Consider the following 13,307-nt stretch of genomic DNA (forward strand, 5'->3'; position numbering starts at 1 on the left):
AATATGTCTAGTATAGTTAGCAATACGCGTAATGCGGATAAATCCGTTTTTACTAAAATGCCGAGTTAAAACTCGGCATCAACGATTAGCTTTGCAATAAAGCCAATTCATCGGCATTTAAAAAAGCGCCATTCGCCCTCGGCCAAATCTAAATCAGCCAACTGCAAACCACCAATTTTCACTCGGCGCAAAGCACTGCAATGATTGCCAGCCGCCGCCAACATGCGTTTCACTTGATGGTATTTACCTTGCTCGAGCACGATTTCAATTTCATTATCGCTGACTTTATTCGCCACTAAGGCGGCAATCGGTGCTGGCTCATCAATCAATTGCACGCCAGACAACAACTGCGCCACCAATTCATCGGTCACTGGCTCAGCGGTAGTGGCAATATAGGTTTTCGGCTGATGACGTTTAGGCGAGCTTTGCGCATGAATAAATGCCCCATCATCCGATAGCAGCAATAAACCCGTGGTATCGTGATCTAAACGCCCAACTGGCTGCACATCACGCCATTCCATGTTTTGCGGAAACAGCGTTAATACCGCTGGATGATGCGTGGGTTTGCGTGAACATTCGTAACCACTGGGTTTATTCAGCACTAAATAGACTTTTTCGCGATATTCCCACGTTTCGTCAAACACCTGAAACACCAAGCCTTCAGGCTGGTATTCGGTTTTCCACTTTTGGATGACGACGCCATCAATCGAAACTTCACCTTCTTCGATTAAATCACGGCAGCCTTTACGCGAACCAAAACCTTGGCTTTGCAAAATTTTATCGAGCGATAGTTTTTTCATGATTAGAACTCATACGAATGGATATACCATTGTAAGGGCAAGTGGCAACTTTGAAACAGAGGGTGAGGTAAAGCGAGAGATAAAACAGAAAGGGGGAAACTGGTGGAGGGAGAAGGATTCGAACCTTCGAAGGCTGAGCCGCCGGATTTACAGTCCGGACCCGTTGACCGCTGGGGTAACCCCTCCACGAGGACGGCAATTATGCCTTTGGCCCTCGATAGCGTCAAGCCCCTCGTCGATTTATTTTCAACTCAATGTTGCAAAAATAAAACAAAGCAACTCCGCTACATTGTTTGTCATCTTGCAGCGTAATAATCAATGATCGGCCATCGTCGCCTTTTTCAGCTGTAAAAACAGCGCAACGACCAGGCTCACGACCCTCGTGCATAGGAGCTTAGCGTTTGAAACCATATTCCGTTTTATTTATCTGCACCGACAATGCGATTCGCAGTCCTATCGCCGAAGCGATCATGAACCACTATGCTGCCGATCGATTTGTCGCTTATAGCGCAGGCAGCAATGCGCAGGCCGAGCTGCATCCTTTGACCATCGCGACCTTGCAGCACTTTGGCCTCACGCCGCCAAGCCAGCCCAAAAGCTGGAATACTTTTTTTGCTCGCAGACGCGCCAGAAATGGATTTTATTTTTACGCTAGATGACTGCGCCACCAACGAAGTCTGTCCAAGTTGGCCCGGTGGACCGCTGATCGCGCACTGGAATGTAGAAGACCCTAGTTTGCGCTACCAAGAAATAGATCGCCGCAAAGCGTTTCATGATGTGTTTTTATTCATCAAACATCGAATTGATTTATTGGCCGCACTGCCAATGGACAAGCTAGCGCATCTGGCGTTGCAACATCATATGCAGCAAATTGGCCAAAGCACACCAGCGCGCTAAATCGCCAAAGCCTCGTTTTCCATGCTGGAAATCCGAGGCTTTGATAATGGTTTTACCCGTTGGCGTTGTCACACTGACTAAACAACAGCCAACTGGCCAGCAATCATTGAGTCAGAACTTAGTTTTTTGGCTCAATATTATTAAATACAAATTGAACGCCTTTCACTTTCTCAGCAATCATACCGGCTTGCGCCATTTGCTCACCGATTTCAACCACACCCACAATCGTTACATCGACTTTAGTTGGGTCTTTTTTATCGTTGGCGCCTTTCACTTGCAAATCAAATGGCTTCAAGGCTGGATCAGCATCGAGGGCTTTTTTGACATGATTGGCAATCGCAACGGCATCTGCTGCTGGCTTCACGACTGGTGCCGCAGGCGCAGCTACTTTTTCAGCGGTTGAGCTACACGCGGTCGACAACAATGCAGCACCTAGCAGCGTAACAAGCAGGCATACTTTTTTCATGATTTTCACTCATCCGTTTAAATTAATTAAAAACAGCGCTGCTTAGAGGCGATGGGCTTCGTGCTGAGCGCTTTATATCGCTGATTCTAAAAGCATTACATTACAGAAATGTTTAAGTCTTATGACAAATGCAAATCAGCAACAACGACCGCATGGATCTGCCTTGCTGTGCCGCTGCGCCAATGGTTTAATTCAGCGCATAGTGGTTTTTTATTTCTCAGCGGTTTTTGCACAACAAGGTTGTACCCTCTATGTTGCCCACGGCATTCACAGCAGTCCATCAACAAGATAGGTATCTTGATCCAAGCGCTATTGTTATTGCGTTGCATGGCAATACCTTAATTTTTTGTTCGCAAACTTTAGCTTCAGCCAGCGAGCTCGCTGCGCTGACTCCGCCACATACCTTGCTGTGTATTGGCCAGCTGGAACAAACAAAAAATACAACTGGCCTTATGGGATGCCGCCACGCCATTACCCGCAGCGCTAAGCACGATGGATTTACGCGCCAGCTTTGATTTACTCGGCGAAACACTGTGGGCGCTAGCGTGTCGCGCCAGCCAGATTGCGACTTTTTTATCGCACGCATCGCTTTTGCGGTCTGTGTGGTGCGCCAACCTTGGTACTTGAACATGAAATCGCCTGCGAATGCAGCGCTTGTCAGCATCGGGTTTGGCCGCGCTTATCGCCAGCCGTGATGGTGCTGATTCAACGTGGCCGCGAGGTCTTGTTGGCGCGCTCACCGCACTTTCGCAGCGGCATGTATAGCGCAGTCGCTGGATTTGTTGAGCCCGGCGAAAGCCTAGAGCAATGCGCGCATCGTGAAGTGCGCGAAGAAGTCGGCGTTGAAATCACCAATTTGCGCTGGTTTGCCAGCCAAAGCTGGGCGTTTCCGCATTCTTTGATGCTGGCTTTTTTTGCCGATTACGTTTCTGGTGAGATTGTTTGCCAAGCCGATGAAATCGAAGACGCGCGCTGGTTTAGCCCTGATGATTTACCACTGCTGCCTAGCGCCAGCAGCATTGCTTATCGACTATTGCAAGCGGGGCTCGCTGCCAATCCATAAATCCAACGCCCGCCAAGCCGCCATGGTTGAGCGGGAAGTTAACGCCAAAGATGTAGACCTCAACAACCCAGAAGGGATTACTGCTTATTTTTTTATGCAGCACCAGCGCCGCGATCACGCCGGCGACCAAGCCCCAAAAGGCCGAGCCAATACCCAATAAGCTCAGGCCCGAAGCAGTGACTAAAAAAGTAATGATCGCTGCTTCGCGCTGTTTTTCATCGCGCATCGCCAGTGCCAAACCGCTGCCGATGATATTCATCAATGCCAAGCCAGCCACCACCAGCACCAGCTCTTTGGGAAAAGCAGCAAATACCGCGACCACTGTTGCGCCAAATATGCCAATCAGCAGATAAAACACCCCAGCGGCCATCGCCGCAATATAGCGTTTGCTCGCATCTTCATGCGCGTCTTTCCCCATGCAAATGGCCGCAGTAATCGCCGCTAAATTAATCGCAAAAGCACCAAATGGCGCGAGTAACACGGTCAGCAAACCCGTACTGCTAATCAGCGGAGAAATCGGTGGTGTATAGCCATTGGCGCGCAATACTGTCACGCCGGGCACATTTTGCGAGGCCATCGTCACCATAAATAAGGGCAATGCCACACTGGCCATGCTGCTCCAACTCAACTCTGGCGTGGTCCAAATCGGCGTCGCCAAAGTTAGCTCAATACCCTCTAGATGTAATAGCCCGCGCCACGCAGCCACTAATATCCCACAGAGCAATACCCCAACAATGGCATAACGAGGCCAAAATCGACGCAATAGCAAATACGTTAGCAACATGCTGCTGGCCAAAACCAACTCGGTTTGCAAAGCACTAAATGCCCCCAAGCCAAAACGCAATAACACCCCCGCCAACATCGCCGAAGCAATGCCCAATGGAATCCGCTGCATCGTGCGCTCAAACCAACCGGTGATGCCCATCAGCAAGATGAGCACGCCGGACACCATAAACGCCCCAATCGCTTCAGGCATGCTAACGCCCGCCGCGCTGGTCACCAGTAACGCCGCCCCCGGCGTTGACCATGCCGTCACCACCGGTACACGATAACGCAGCGATAAACCGATACAGCTCAGCCCCATTGCCAAGCCCAAAGCCCACATCCATGAGGCGATTTCTGCGGGGCTAGCGCCCAAAGCCTGCGCCGCTTGAAACACAATGACTGCCGAGCTAGTAAAGCCGACCAAGACTGTCACCAAGCCCGCCACGACTGCAGAAACTGAACTATCTCGCCACACTGACATGAGCCACCCCTTGATTGAAGCGCTTATTGTGCTGGCTGAGTCTTCATGCGGCAAGGCGCAAGGCAGACTCAGCAAACATTTGGTTACACCCACTAGGGTTGACGCGGCAATCATGAAGATTGCATCATAAGGCTTGATGCAACGCAACAAAAACCATCTCGTATCGCGCCAACGCAAGCATTTGCTAGTCACTGCGCGCTCACTCGCACCACGACCATCAACGTCGGCACGATGTAACAAACGCAAGCGATTTCATCGGCGGTAGCGATCCTAAGCCGAGATTTCCGCTCTTCAAGGAAGAAGCCATGCCCAATTCAGCCCAATCAATCCGCATCGGGGTTTTCTTAGCCGTTTTTGCCGCCACCGGCTTTGCCATGAAAGGCGTGTTTATTAAGCTGGTTTATCCTTATGGCGTCGATGCCGTCACGCTGGTGATGCTGCGCCTGATGTTTGCGATTGCTTTGCTGTGGATGGTGAGATTGTGGCGACTGCATGCCAGTAGCGATGCGCCAGAAGCGCCCATCGCGCCTTTAGATAAGGCCAAACTGTTTGGCCTAGGTTTGCTGGGGTATTATTTATCCAGCGTGCTCGATTTCATTGGCCTTGAAACCGTCAGCGCCAGTCTGGAACGCCTAATTTTATGCCTGTATCCCACATTTACCGTGTTGCTGGTGTCTTGGTTTAGTGGCAAGCCGATTCCCCCGAAAATCAAACGCGCACTACCGTTAACTTATCTAGGCAATGGTGTTGGTATTAGCGCCGGAACTCATGAATGCCCACGCCGATTGGGTTGGCATTGGTTTTGTGGTGGCCAGTACTTTGGCTTTTTCGCTGTATATGGCGTGGAGCCCAGCGGTGATCGAGCGGGTGGGTTCAATGCGCTTTACTGAATTGGCGCTCACGGTGTCGGGCTTAGGGATTTTAGTGCACTGGCTAATCAGTCATCCACTGAGCAGCGTGGTTCAGCCGTGGCCGGTTTGGGCTTATGCGCTGACCATTGCAATTTTCTCTACCGTCTTGCCGGTGTATGCCATGACCAATGCCATGAAACGCATCGGCGCAGGGCGCACTGCCGTAATTGGTAGCTTTGGTCCGGTGCTGTCAATTGTAATGAGTATGGGGATTTTGAATGAGCGCCTCAGCGCCGTGCAATGGCTCGGTGCGGCCATTGTGCTCAGCGGTGTTTGGATGGTCAGCAAAAAATAAATCCATCCCCAGACGGTCAAGCCGTTTGGGGATCGTGTCATTAAAAGTCCATTGTCACTTTAGCCAAATTGCGTGGCGTGTCGATGGCATTACCACTCAGCACAGCGCAGTAATACGCCAGCATTTGTAGCGCAACGATATAAATAATCGGGCTCAAGTGCGTTAAACCACTCGGCATCCGGATCACCGTGGTGCCTTCAACTGACGCAATATTGCCGTTAGACAAAATAAAAATCTCGCCATGATTGGCGCGTATGGCTTTTAAATCATCAAGCATTTTTTGCGCTTGCTGATTCCACGGCAAGCAAACAATCACCGGCAGGTCATCATTCACCAAAGTAATCGGGCCGTGCTTTAACTCGCCAGCGGGGAATGCCTCAGCATGCTGGTATGCAACTTCTCGAAGCTTAAACGCGCCTTCCATCGCCACGGGGTAATGCGTGTAGCGACCGATCACAAATAAATTATTTTTCCGATGCAAAGCATTCGCCCAGCGGCGAATTTCTTTATTAAGCAGCAAAGTTTGCGCCACTACATTGGGCAAGAGCAACATTTCTTGCTCATGGCTTGCGACTTGGGCCGCAGTTAAATGCCCACGCGCCTGACCCAGCGCATTGGCCAGCATAAACAGCAGCAAGATTTGGGCGGTCAGTGATTTGGTTGCGCTCACCGATTGCTCGGCACCGCTGTGTGTGAGCAAATGATGATCCACCAAAGTGGTGAGGGTGCTGCCAGGAGAATTGGTCAAGGCCACCGTGCGGGGCCGACCCAATGCTTGCGCATGTTTTAACGCCGCAATGGTATCGGTGGTTTCGCCCGATTGTGAAATCGCAATCATCAAATCATGGTCGTCCACATGCACATCGCGATCACAATATTCACTACTTAAACCGACTTGCACCGCAACCCCGGCCAGCGATTCAAACCAATATCGCGCCACCAAGGCGGCGTGATAGCTCGAACCACAGGCTAATAAGGTCACGCTGCGAATACCGGATAATTTGCCGCGTAATGCCAAGGGCAAGGTATAGCCGGCATTGTATTTTTGTACCAATACCGCCAGCGTTTCTGGCTGCGCTTCGATCTCTTCCAACATAAAGTGCGGCACACTTTGGTTCTTCGTCACGGCCGGCATCTCTAACACTTGCTCAAGACCATCCCCTAAAATCAACAACGGGGTATCTAGCCCAAAACGAACAATATCGCCGTCTTTCATCGCATACACCTGATTGGCGCGTTGGCGTATCAGCCGTAAACTACTGCAACAAATTTGCCGCAACCCCGATTCAAGCCCGACAAACAAAGGCAAACCTAAACAACTGGCCAAAATAAACTGCGCTTGGCTTTGTTGATGGCACAGATAACTAATCTGGCCTTTTAGTTGGGCATTGGCGATCAGCATCGCCTCGGTCAAATTCGCGCCATCATCGATTTGCCGTTGCAAAATCGCCGCAATCAACTCGTTTAAAACTACACGCATCGCCCAGATTAAGGCTGTGCGCTAAATCTTGATGATTCAGGCAATGGCCTATCGCCCGAATCTGTAAACCGGCCCGATTGGTCGGCGTTAATGGCTGCGGCTCATGGTGCAAACTCGCAAGCAACCAATGGCACGTTTCACTACCGAGCGATAAGCGCTGCACTGGCTGTGGCAAGACCCAACGTTTTTGTGTGCTGCTCGCTTGCGCTTCTAGCACCAAATTCAAATGCGTATTGCTGCTATTTAAAATCAAAATGCAATCGGACAATGCAGGCAACACATTTTGTGGCGCAATATAGGCAATCAATTCAGACATATTTCACCTTATTTAGAAGAGCAAACATCAGCACTGCATTGGGTTAGGCTTTAAATCAAAATTACATTTACTTAAGCCATTTTTAAAGCGTTGCACCGTTGCAGTAAGTTGATCAGCCATGGATTCAAGTTGCCCAATCGACTCGCCCATATTGCGTACTGCCACCGAGTTCTCTTCAGCCATCGCCGCAATCCGTTCCACATTCACGGCAATATCACGCGCGGCTGAGCGTTGTTCTTGCATTTGTTCACTGATTTCGTGCACCGAATGCACCACCTCACCACTGCGCTGATTAATACGGCCAATACTCTCGCTGGCTTGGGTGGTTAATTGCAAACCATCACCAACACGCTGGCTGCCGCTACTCATGCGAGTGACCGCATCTTGCGCACTGCTTTGAATATTACTCACCATTTTGGTGATTTGGCTGGCCGATTGCGCTGTACGCTCAGCCAGCTTACGTACTTCATCGGCCACCACGGCAAAGCCACGCCCCATATCCCCAGCACGGGCGGCTTCAATCGCGGCATTCAGGGCCAATAAATTGGTTTGATCGGCAACATCTTTAATCACCACCACAATGCTACCGATTTCATTGATATTCCGACCCAATTCAGTAATTTGCTCGGATGCGCCCAGTACTTCGCCAGAAATAGCCTGCATTTCAAGCGCCGCCGCCGACACATCTTTGCTGCCTTCGTTGGCTAATTCACCGGCCCCGCGCGCTTTTTTGCTCAACATCATGGGTATTGTCGGCCACTTGATCCATGCTGGTGCTCATCTCTTCAACCGCCGCTGCCATTGAGCTGGCTGACGACGATTGCAAATCAGAGCCTGAAGTAATTTGCTGTGACGCCGCCGATAAGGTCCGCGCGGCGTGTGTGACGTCTATTGCATTGCTTTGAATCTGGCGAATAATTTGCACCAGTTTTTCTTGCATCGTTTGCAAAGCGCGTTGTAATTGGCCCAACTCATCACTCGCAAAGTGCGTTCCGCGCCAATCATGACTTAAATCGCCGCTGGCAATTTTGCTGGCAACACGGCTGGCAGATTCCAAAGCGGCAATCACTTTCGAACCAATCAACCAAGCCAATACTAAGCCCAACAAAATCGCCAATACGCTCACCAATAAAATGCTATTGACCGCAGTGCTGACGCTATTTTGTACCGTGGTTTTATCTTCATCCATTACGCGGCTTTGATAGGCGGCCAATTTAAGCAAAGCATCCCGATAAGCATTACTGACTTTGGCATATTCAGTGGTAATAAAATGCCCGCCCGTGGTGCGATCGAGTCTTAATAAGGTCGCCAATTTGGTTTTTTGCAAATCCATTGCGGCATTGCTTGCTACCACGTCAGCGAGTAAGGCTTGGGCCTGAGTATCGCCACCGATCATGGCTTTGAGCGCGCTGATTTGATTTTCTTCAGCACTGCCTTCTGACTCTAATTGCGTCAAAATTGCATCGGTATCACTTGTTGTTTCGGCTAACGCGGCATTACGCAGCGTTAAATCGGTTTGATAAGCAATGGATATCAATTGATTGGACTTCACCACCGTAGGATAACGCTCATCCACCAGCTCGCTAACCTTACCTCGGAGCTGTGTCAGACTCAATAAAGCCACAATCGCTACAATCGCCAGCAACAATAAAACTACCCCAAAACCAGCCAGAAGCCGTGTTTTTACGCCCCAATTATGCATAGCCACCCTTTACTTTCTAATTATTGGCATTATTCACACCGTCATTTTCCTTATAATATACCGTAAGCTTTGTTCACGCATATTATCAACGACTGATTGTCACTAGGTGATGTATGAATCATGATCTTGTTTGTTTCCCTTTTAGCGACTTAGGCACTGAAACCCACTGGCAAAGAGAAGGTGAATTACTCCAGCGCTTTAATCATTTACCACCAGAAGCCCAGCATGAGCGACCTGAACTTCTCAAAGCGCTGTTTGCTCAAGCGGATGAAGTGATTATTTCACCGCCCTTAGCGATTGCCCGCGGCCACTTAATTAAACTCTCACGAAAAGTGTTTATTAATTACAACGCACAAATCGCCGCGGCTCCGGGCGCACCGATTACGATTGGCCACCACACCATCATCGCGCCCAATGTGCAAATTCAAACCGGAACGCATCCAGTTGACCCGACTGAACGCCAAAAATGGGCTTATTGTGCCAAAGGCATTACCATCGGAAATAACGTCTGGATTGGAGCTGGCGCTATTATTTTGTGGCGGCGTAACCATTGGTGACCATAGCGTGATTGGTGCTGGCAGTATCGTCACTCGCGATGTACCGCCTTGCGTCTTGGTTGGCGGCAATCCCGCGCGCGTGATTCGTGAATTAACACCACCGGATGAAAGCACTTTATATGCGCTAAATCCATAACTTCGGGGCGTCTTCGGCGTATATTTGTACTCATTCATTCTTAACAGAACAGAGTCAGTACCATGTGGAGCACGATACGATCTTGGTTTACCGCCAAACCCAAACTCAGTGCTGATGATGAAGCAACCATCGAACGTTTAGTCGATATTGCCCATCCGCACATTCGTTTGGCACGCAATTATCTAACCCGATTAGCCCCTTATATGCGCTGGGCACAAACTCACGCCAATGCCTTAGCGGCTCAATTGCCTGCGCCGATTGAGCTCAATAACGAATCATGGCGCAAAGATCGCACTTTGCAGCTGCTATTTGCAACGCCAGACCGAATGAGCGAGGTCATCGGACGCGACCCCGGCTTACAAGCATGGTTTGCCGCATGGCCACTGGTCGATGTTGCCTATGTAGGCTTAATTGCCGATGCTCAAGAAAAAGTACGCTTTGGCATGAGTGAACACGCGGGGCAAATTCGCCAAGACGTACCGCAAAAATTACTGATCTTTTCTAATTACCAGCTTGGCCAACCCGCTCAATCACCCGATGCCTTGATGCAACTGGGCGCAGAGCGCATTTTAGATACAGTGGCAATTCAAGCCCAGCTGGCGATCGCCAATGTTGAGAATAAAAAAAAGCAGCTCGAAAGCACCCTGGTCAATGCCCGCACCATGCTGCGAATGCAAAATTCAAACAGCATGACGCCGAGCCCAGAACAAATCGAGCAACAAACACGCATCAAAAATCTCACTGCTGAATTACAAGTCATTCATCAACAGCTCAATCCCGATGCTTTATGCGAGCTGCTGATTACTGAATTGGCGGCAACACCCGATATTTTGCGACTCGAGGTTCGCCACTGTAACGTTGATCGAATGGGCATTATCGATAGTGAAAGTAGCGATAATCAGCGTATCACCTTGCCCGAGCTCATTTTGCAACGCGAGCATCCGATTGAAAAATTAATTATTTTAATGGCGGTTCCGCGCCAGTTAATGCAAGCGCCGAGTGAGAAACATGGATTTCCTGAGCAAGTCATCTTTTGAGATCTTGAATACAAACTGACGAACAAAGGGAATTTTCACCTTTATTGTTCGTCAGTTTTATGACCACAATATCAGCTCAAGATATGACATGAGCAAGCCATGAAAGCCTTTATTTTTCCTCTACTTTTTGCCAGCTCACTCACCATGGCCGCCAGCGATGCGCCATTACAGCGCTATCAATGTGATGAAGGCCAATCGTTTACACTCAGATTGACCTCGCCTGACTCGCTTGAATTACTCAGTGGCTGGACCTTCCAAAAACTACCGCAAGTGATCTCGGCGTCTGGTGCCAAATACAGTGACGGTAGCACTACGGTGTGGTTAAAAGGCCAAGGCGGCTTTTTAGAAGTCGATGATGTAATTGTGGCCAATAATTGCACATTGCTATCTGCTGATGAACCACTCAACCCGATTCGCGCGACGCGGCGTCTGGCTTGATTTTTATTCCGCCAGAACGTTGGACGGCAAACAATGTACAAGTGGATGTGAAATCAGGCAGTGAAATTCCATTTTATGGTGAAACGGCATTACAGCAGTTTGAATATCGTTTTCGCGGCGGCAATGATGCAGCGCATTATCCTTTGCTAGACATTCTGGTTTTTCCAAAATCAGCATGGACTCAACTCGAAAAAAACCCACCACCTGGTTTTGTACTTGGCGATGACGGTCAGCGGGTTTATTTAGCGCAATTGCCAAGTAATAATCCATTTAATCCAGCCAGCAAAAATGGCAAAGAATTTATCGCTTTGCAAATGACGCCAGCTGAAGTGAAACAGGCATTTTCCATGTATGGGATTGTGAAAAATAAAGCGATTGAAAGCGTTACCGCGAAAGTAATGTGGCTGGATCGTCGGCTGTATCCCGGCGCCGTGCTCACTGTTGAATTGCGCGATGTGTCCAAAATGGATGTGGCATCTGAATTGATTGCGAAAAAAGTCATCACTTTAACGCAAGGTACGCCGCCAACGGTAACGCTGAAATTTGCTCCAGAAGCGATTAATCCTAAGCATCGTTACAACGTCAGTGCGCGTTTAGAGCAAGAGGGTAAGTTGATCAAAATTAGCGATACCCAAACGCCAGTGCTCACGCAGGGCGCGCCACGTGAAACCAGTATTATGCTCAAAGCCATCTAGGTATAGCTACCTAGACCACATACAACAAAGCCTAACTTCGCATACCCATGCCGCTCTATCACCATAGAGCGGCATTTTTTATTATCGAAGACTGAAGGCTGGTTTGATGCTCAATCTGCCAGTGAGCAATAAGGATCTAGCACAACACTAAATTATCGCGATGAATCAGCTCAGCTTCGTCGATATAGCCCAAAACAGCTTCAATCTGCCCTGTTGGCTGACGTAAAATCCGCTGCGTTTCTTGCGAGCTGTAATTGATTAAGCCACGGGCGACTTCAAGGCCATCAGGATTTAAACAGCGCACCACTTCACCACGCAAAAATTCGCCTTCAACCGCCAGCACCCCAATCGGCAACAAGCTAGAGCCCGACTGCGTTAAAGCCCGCACAGCACCCGCATCGAGTGTCACACTGCCTTTTAGTTGTAAATGGTCGGCAATCCATTGTTTTTTAGCCGCCAAGGCACAAGTCACTGAGCTCAATTGCGTGCCGATCATTTCGCCACTGGCTAAACGCGTGAGTACCTGTTCTTCACGACCACAAGCAATAATGGTTGCTGCCCCGCTACGGGCCGCACGCTTGGCGGCGATGATTTTGGTATACATACCCCCCGTCCCAACGCTAGAACCTGCGCCACCGGCCATAACTTCCAAGCTAGCATCACCTGCCACACCCGTCTGCACCAAGGTGGCAGTGGGGTTGCTACGTGGGTCGGCAGTATAGAGCCCAGTTTGGTCGGTCAAAATCACCAAGGCATCGCCTTCGATGAGGTTGGTCACCAAAGCGCCCAGCGTATCGTTATCGCCAAATTTAATTTCAGCAGTCACTACGCTGTCGTTTTCATTAATGATGGGAATCACCCCCAATTGCAATAAGGTCAGCAACGTTGAGCGAGCATTCAGATAACGCGTGCGATCCGATAAGTCTTCATGCGTAAGTAGTACTTGCGCGCACATTAAGCCGTGTTGGCGAAATGCACTTTCGTAGGCATGGCATAAACCCAGTTGGCCAACTGCGGCAGCCGCTTGTTTTTCATGCACTGCGCTGGGTTTTTGCGTCCAACCCAGTCGAGCAATGCCTTCGGCAATCGCGCCTGAAGAAACCAAAACGACTTGTTTGCCTAGTCGAGTCAGTTGAGCAATTTCTTCAGCCCAGCGTGCGAGTGCTGCGTGATCTAAACCTTTGCCTTCATTGGTCACTAGGCTAGAGCCCACTTTAATCACAATTCGCTGAGCTTTAGCCAAAATTGACGTTTGCATAAATAACTAT

Annotated in this window: 19 protein-coding genes and 1 tRNA gene; 11 read left to right on the forward strand and 9 right to left on the reverse strand. The window is 49.5% G+C overall.

Translation table 11 applies throughout. The annotated features are described in order from the left end of the window. Window positions 1–107: 107 nt before the first annotated feature. On the reverse strand, window positions 108–800 hold the full coding sequence (locus tag GKO28_RS07955) for a pseudouridine synthase (protein WP_182075901.1): 693 nt from the start codon (window positions 798–800) through the stop codon (window positions 108–110). A 100-nt stretch (window positions 801–900) separates the two neighbouring features. Then, window positions 901–986: transfer RNA gene (locus tag GKO28_RS07960), tRNA-Tyr, on the reverse strand. A gap of 215 nt (window positions 987–1,201) precedes the next feature. On the opposite strand from GKO28_RS07960, the gene GKO28_RS07965 reads away from it, so the two are divergent. Both GKO28_RS07965 and GKO28_RS07970 read left to right on the forward strand, forming a co-directional pair. Then, window positions 1,202–1,459: a low molecular weight phosphatase family protein gene (locus GKO28_RS07965; protein WP_182075902.1), complete on the forward strand. Its 258-nt coding sequence runs from the start codon at window positions 1,202–1,204 to the stop codon at window positions 1,457–1,459. Further along, window positions 1,434–1,697: a hypothetical protein gene (locus GKO28_RS07970; protein ID WP_182075903.1), complete on the forward strand. Its 264-nt coding sequence runs from the start codon at window positions 1,434–1,436 to the stop codon at window positions 1,695–1,697. Before GKO28_RS07965 ends, GKO28_RS07970 begins: the two co-directional genes overlap by 26 nt. A gap of 118 nt (window positions 1,698–1,815) precedes the next feature. On the opposite strand, the gene GKO28_RS07975 is transcribed toward GKO28_RS07970, so the two are convergent. Beyond that, a complete protein-coding gene (locus tag GKO28_RS07975) occupies window positions 1,816–2,163 on the reverse strand; it encodes a BON domain-containing protein (protein WP_210768893.1) in 348 nt (115 codons plus the stop codon). A 414-nt stretch (window positions 2,164–2,577) separates the two neighbouring features. Here GKO28_RS07975 and GKO28_RS19550 point away from each other — a divergent pair, with 414 nt between their 5' ends. Continuing rightward, complete coding sequence (locus GKO28_RS19550) at window positions 2,578–2,790, forward strand: hypothetical protein (protein ID WP_182075904.1); 213 nt, start codon at window positions 2,578–2,580, stop codon at window positions 2,788–2,790. Beyond that, window positions 2,780–3,226 (forward strand): NAD(+) diphosphatase, encoded by a 447-nt coding sequence (nudC, locus tag GKO28_RS07980; RefSeq protein ID WP_247646427.1) that lies wholly within the window; start codon window positions 2,780–2,782, stop codon window positions 3,224–3,226. Before GKO28_RS19550 ends, nudC begins: the two co-directional genes overlap by 11 nt. Here the strand turns inward: nudC and GKO28_RS07985 are convergent. Continuing rightward, a complete protein-coding gene (locus tag GKO28_RS07985) occupies window positions 3,168–4,472 on the reverse strand; it encodes a benzoate/H(+) symporter BenE family transporter (protein ID WP_182075906.1) in 1,305 nt (434 codons plus the stop codon). The genes nudC and GKO28_RS07985 overlap by 59 nt on opposite strands. Window positions 4,473–4,777: 305 nt before the next feature. On the opposite strand from GKO28_RS07985, the gene GKO28_RS07990 reads away from it, so the two are divergent. Next, the gene (locus GKO28_RS07990) at window positions 4,778–5,362 is read left to right on the forward strand and encodes a DMT family transporter (RefSeq protein WP_203564025.1); all 585 of its coding nucleotides are present in this window, start codon (window positions 4,778–4,780) and stop codon (window positions 5,360–5,362) included. Next, the gene (locus tag GKO28_RS07995) at window positions 5,310–5,678 is read left to right on the forward strand and encodes a DMT family transporter (RefSeq protein WP_247646428.1); all 369 of its coding nucleotides are present in this window, start codon (window positions 5,310–5,312) and stop codon (window positions 5,676–5,678) included. Before GKO28_RS07990 ends, GKO28_RS07995 begins: the two co-directional genes overlap by 53 nt. Window positions 5,679–5,718: 40 nt before the next feature. On the opposite strand, the gene GKO28_RS08000 is transcribed toward GKO28_RS07995, so the two are convergent. From GKO28_RS08000 to GKO28_RS08015, 4 genes are read right to left on the reverse strand one after another with little or no spacing between them, the layout of a single operon-like run. Beyond that, on the reverse strand, window positions 5,719–7,158 hold the full coding sequence (locus tag GKO28_RS08000) for an isomerizing glutamine--fructose-6-phosphate transaminase (RefSeq protein ID WP_182075907.1): 1,440 nt from the start codon (window positions 7,156–7,158) through the stop codon (window positions 5,719–5,721). Further along, the gene (locus GKO28_RS08005) at window positions 7,103–7,474 is read right to left on the reverse strand and encodes a hypothetical protein (RefSeq protein ID WP_182075908.1); all 372 of its coding nucleotides are present in this window, start codon (window positions 7,472–7,474) and stop codon (window positions 7,103–7,105) included. Before GKO28_RS08005 ends, GKO28_RS08000 begins: the two co-directional genes overlap by 56 nt. Window positions 7,475–7,501: 27 nt before the next feature. Further along, the gene (locus GKO28_RS08010; RefSeq protein WP_182075909.1) at window positions 7,502–8,218 is read right to left on the reverse strand and encodes a methyl-accepting chemotaxis protein; all 717 of its coding nucleotides are present in this window, start codon (window positions 8,216–8,218) and stop codon (window positions 7,502–7,504) included. Beyond that, on the reverse strand, window positions 8,184–9,176 hold the full coding sequence (locus GKO28_RS08015; protein WP_203564027.1) for a methyl-accepting chemotaxis protein: 993 nt from the start codon (window positions 9,174–9,176) through the stop codon (window positions 8,184–8,186). Before GKO28_RS08015 ends, GKO28_RS08010 begins: the two co-directional genes overlap by 35 nt. A gap of 113 nt (window positions 9,177–9,289) precedes the next feature. Here GKO28_RS08015 and GKO28_RS21295 point away from each other — a divergent pair, with 113 nt between their 5' ends. The 5 genes from GKO28_RS21295 (at window position 9,290) to GKO28_RS08035 (ending at window position 12,039) form a co-directional block, all read left to right on the forward strand. After that, on the forward strand, window positions 9,290–9,733 hold the full coding sequence (locus GKO28_RS21295; protein WP_203564028.1) for a hypothetical protein: 444 nt from the start codon (window positions 9,290–9,292) through the stop codon (window positions 9,731–9,733). Window positions 9,734–9,740: 7 nt separating this feature from the next. Then, window positions 9,741–9,869: a hypothetical protein gene (locus GKO28_RS21300; protein WP_282099255.1), complete on the forward strand. Its 129-nt coding sequence runs from the start codon at window positions 9,741–9,743 to the stop codon at window positions 9,867–9,869. Window positions 9,870–9,931: 62 nt separating this feature from the next. Then, complete coding sequence (locus GKO28_RS08025) at window positions 9,932–10,906, forward strand: hypothetical protein (RefSeq protein WP_182075911.1); 975 nt, start codon at window positions 9,932–9,934, stop codon at window positions 10,904–10,906. Window positions 10,907–11,005: 99 nt separating this feature from the next. Continuing rightward, a complete protein-coding gene (locus tag GKO28_RS08030; RefSeq protein ID WP_182075912.1) occupies window positions 11,006–11,344 on the forward strand; it encodes an MliC family protein in 339 nt (112 codons plus the stop codon). Continuing rightward, window positions 11,341–12,039, forward strand: a complete 699-nt coding sequence (locus GKO28_RS08035) for a YbaY family lipoprotein (protein WP_182075913.1) — start codon at window positions 11,341–11,343, stop codon at window positions 12,037–12,039. The genes GKO28_RS08030 and GKO28_RS08035 overlap by 4 nt, the downstream gene beginning before the upstream one ends. Window positions 12,040–12,175: 136 nt before the next feature. On the opposite strand, the gene proB is transcribed toward GKO28_RS08035, so the two are convergent. Then, window positions 12,176–13,297, reverse strand: a complete 1,122-nt coding sequence (gene proB, locus GKO28_RS08040; protein ID WP_182075914.1) for a glutamate 5-kinase — start codon at window positions 13,295–13,297, stop codon at window positions 12,176–12,178. Between the last annotated feature and the right edge of the window lie 10 nt (window positions 13,298–13,307).

It is taken from the genome of Deefgea sp. CFH1-16 (assembly GCF_016881365.1).
Taxonomy (GTDB): Bacteria; Pseudomonadota; Gammaproteobacteria; order Burkholderiales; family Chitinibacteraceae; genus Deefgea.

Bases quoted from the DNA above. Each gene is read 5' to 3' on its own strand.
- GKO28_RS07955 (WP_182075901.1), bottom strand. From the start codon at position 800: ATGAAAAAACTATCGCTCGATAAAATTTTGCAAAGCCAAGGTTTTGGT.
- GKO28_RS07970 (WP_182075903.1), top strand. From the start codon at position 1,434: ATGGATTTTATTTTTACGCTAGATGACTGCGCCACCAACGAAGTCTGT.
- GKO28_RS07975 (WP_210768893.1), bottom strand. From the start codon at position 2,163: ATGAAAAAAGTATGCCTGCTTGTTACGCTGCTAGGTGCTGCATTGTTG.
- GKO28_RS07985 (WP_182075906.1), bottom strand. From the start codon at position 4,472: ATGTCAGTGTGGCGAGATAGTTCAGTTTCTGCAGTCGTGGCGGGCTTG.
- GKO28_RS07990 (WP_203564025.1), top strand. From the start codon at position 4,778: ATGCCCAATTCAGCCCAATCAATCCGCATCGGGGTTTTCTTAGCCGTT.
- GKO28_RS07995 (WP_247646428.1), top strand. From the start codon at position 5,310: ATGGCGTGGAGCCCAGCGGTGATCGAGCGGGTGGGTTCAATGCGCTTT.
- GKO28_RS08000 (WP_182075907.1), bottom strand. From the start codon at position 7,158: ATGCGTGTAGTTTTAAACGAGTTGATTGCGGCGATTTTGCAACGGCAA.
- GKO28_RS08005 (WP_182075908.1), bottom strand. From the start codon at position 7,474: ATGTCTGAATTGATTGCCTATATTGCGCCACAAAATGTGTTGCCTGCA.
- GKO28_RS08010 (WP_182075909.1), bottom strand. From the start codon at position 8,218: ATGATGTTGAGCAAAAAAGCGCGCGGGGCCGGTGAATTAGCCAACGAA.
- GKO28_RS08015 (WP_203564027.1), bottom strand. From the start codon at position 9,176: ATGCATAATTGGGGCGTAAAAACACGGCTTCTGGCTGGTTTTGGGGTA.
- GKO28_RS21295 (WP_203564028.1), top strand. From the start codon at position 9,290: ATGAATCATGATCTTGTTTGTTTCCCTTTTAGCGACTTAGGCACTGAA.
- GKO28_RS08025 (WP_182075911.1), top strand. From the start codon at position 9,932: ATGTGGAGCACGATACGATCTTGGTTTACCGCCAAACCCAAACTCAGT.
- GKO28_RS08030 (WP_182075912.1), top strand. From the start codon at position 11,006: ATGAAAGCCTTTATTTTTCCTCTACTTTTTGCCAGCTCACTCACCATG.
- proB (WP_182075914.1), bottom strand. From the start codon at position 13,297: ATGCAAACGTCAATTTTGGCTAAAGCTCAGCGAATTGTGATTAAAGTG.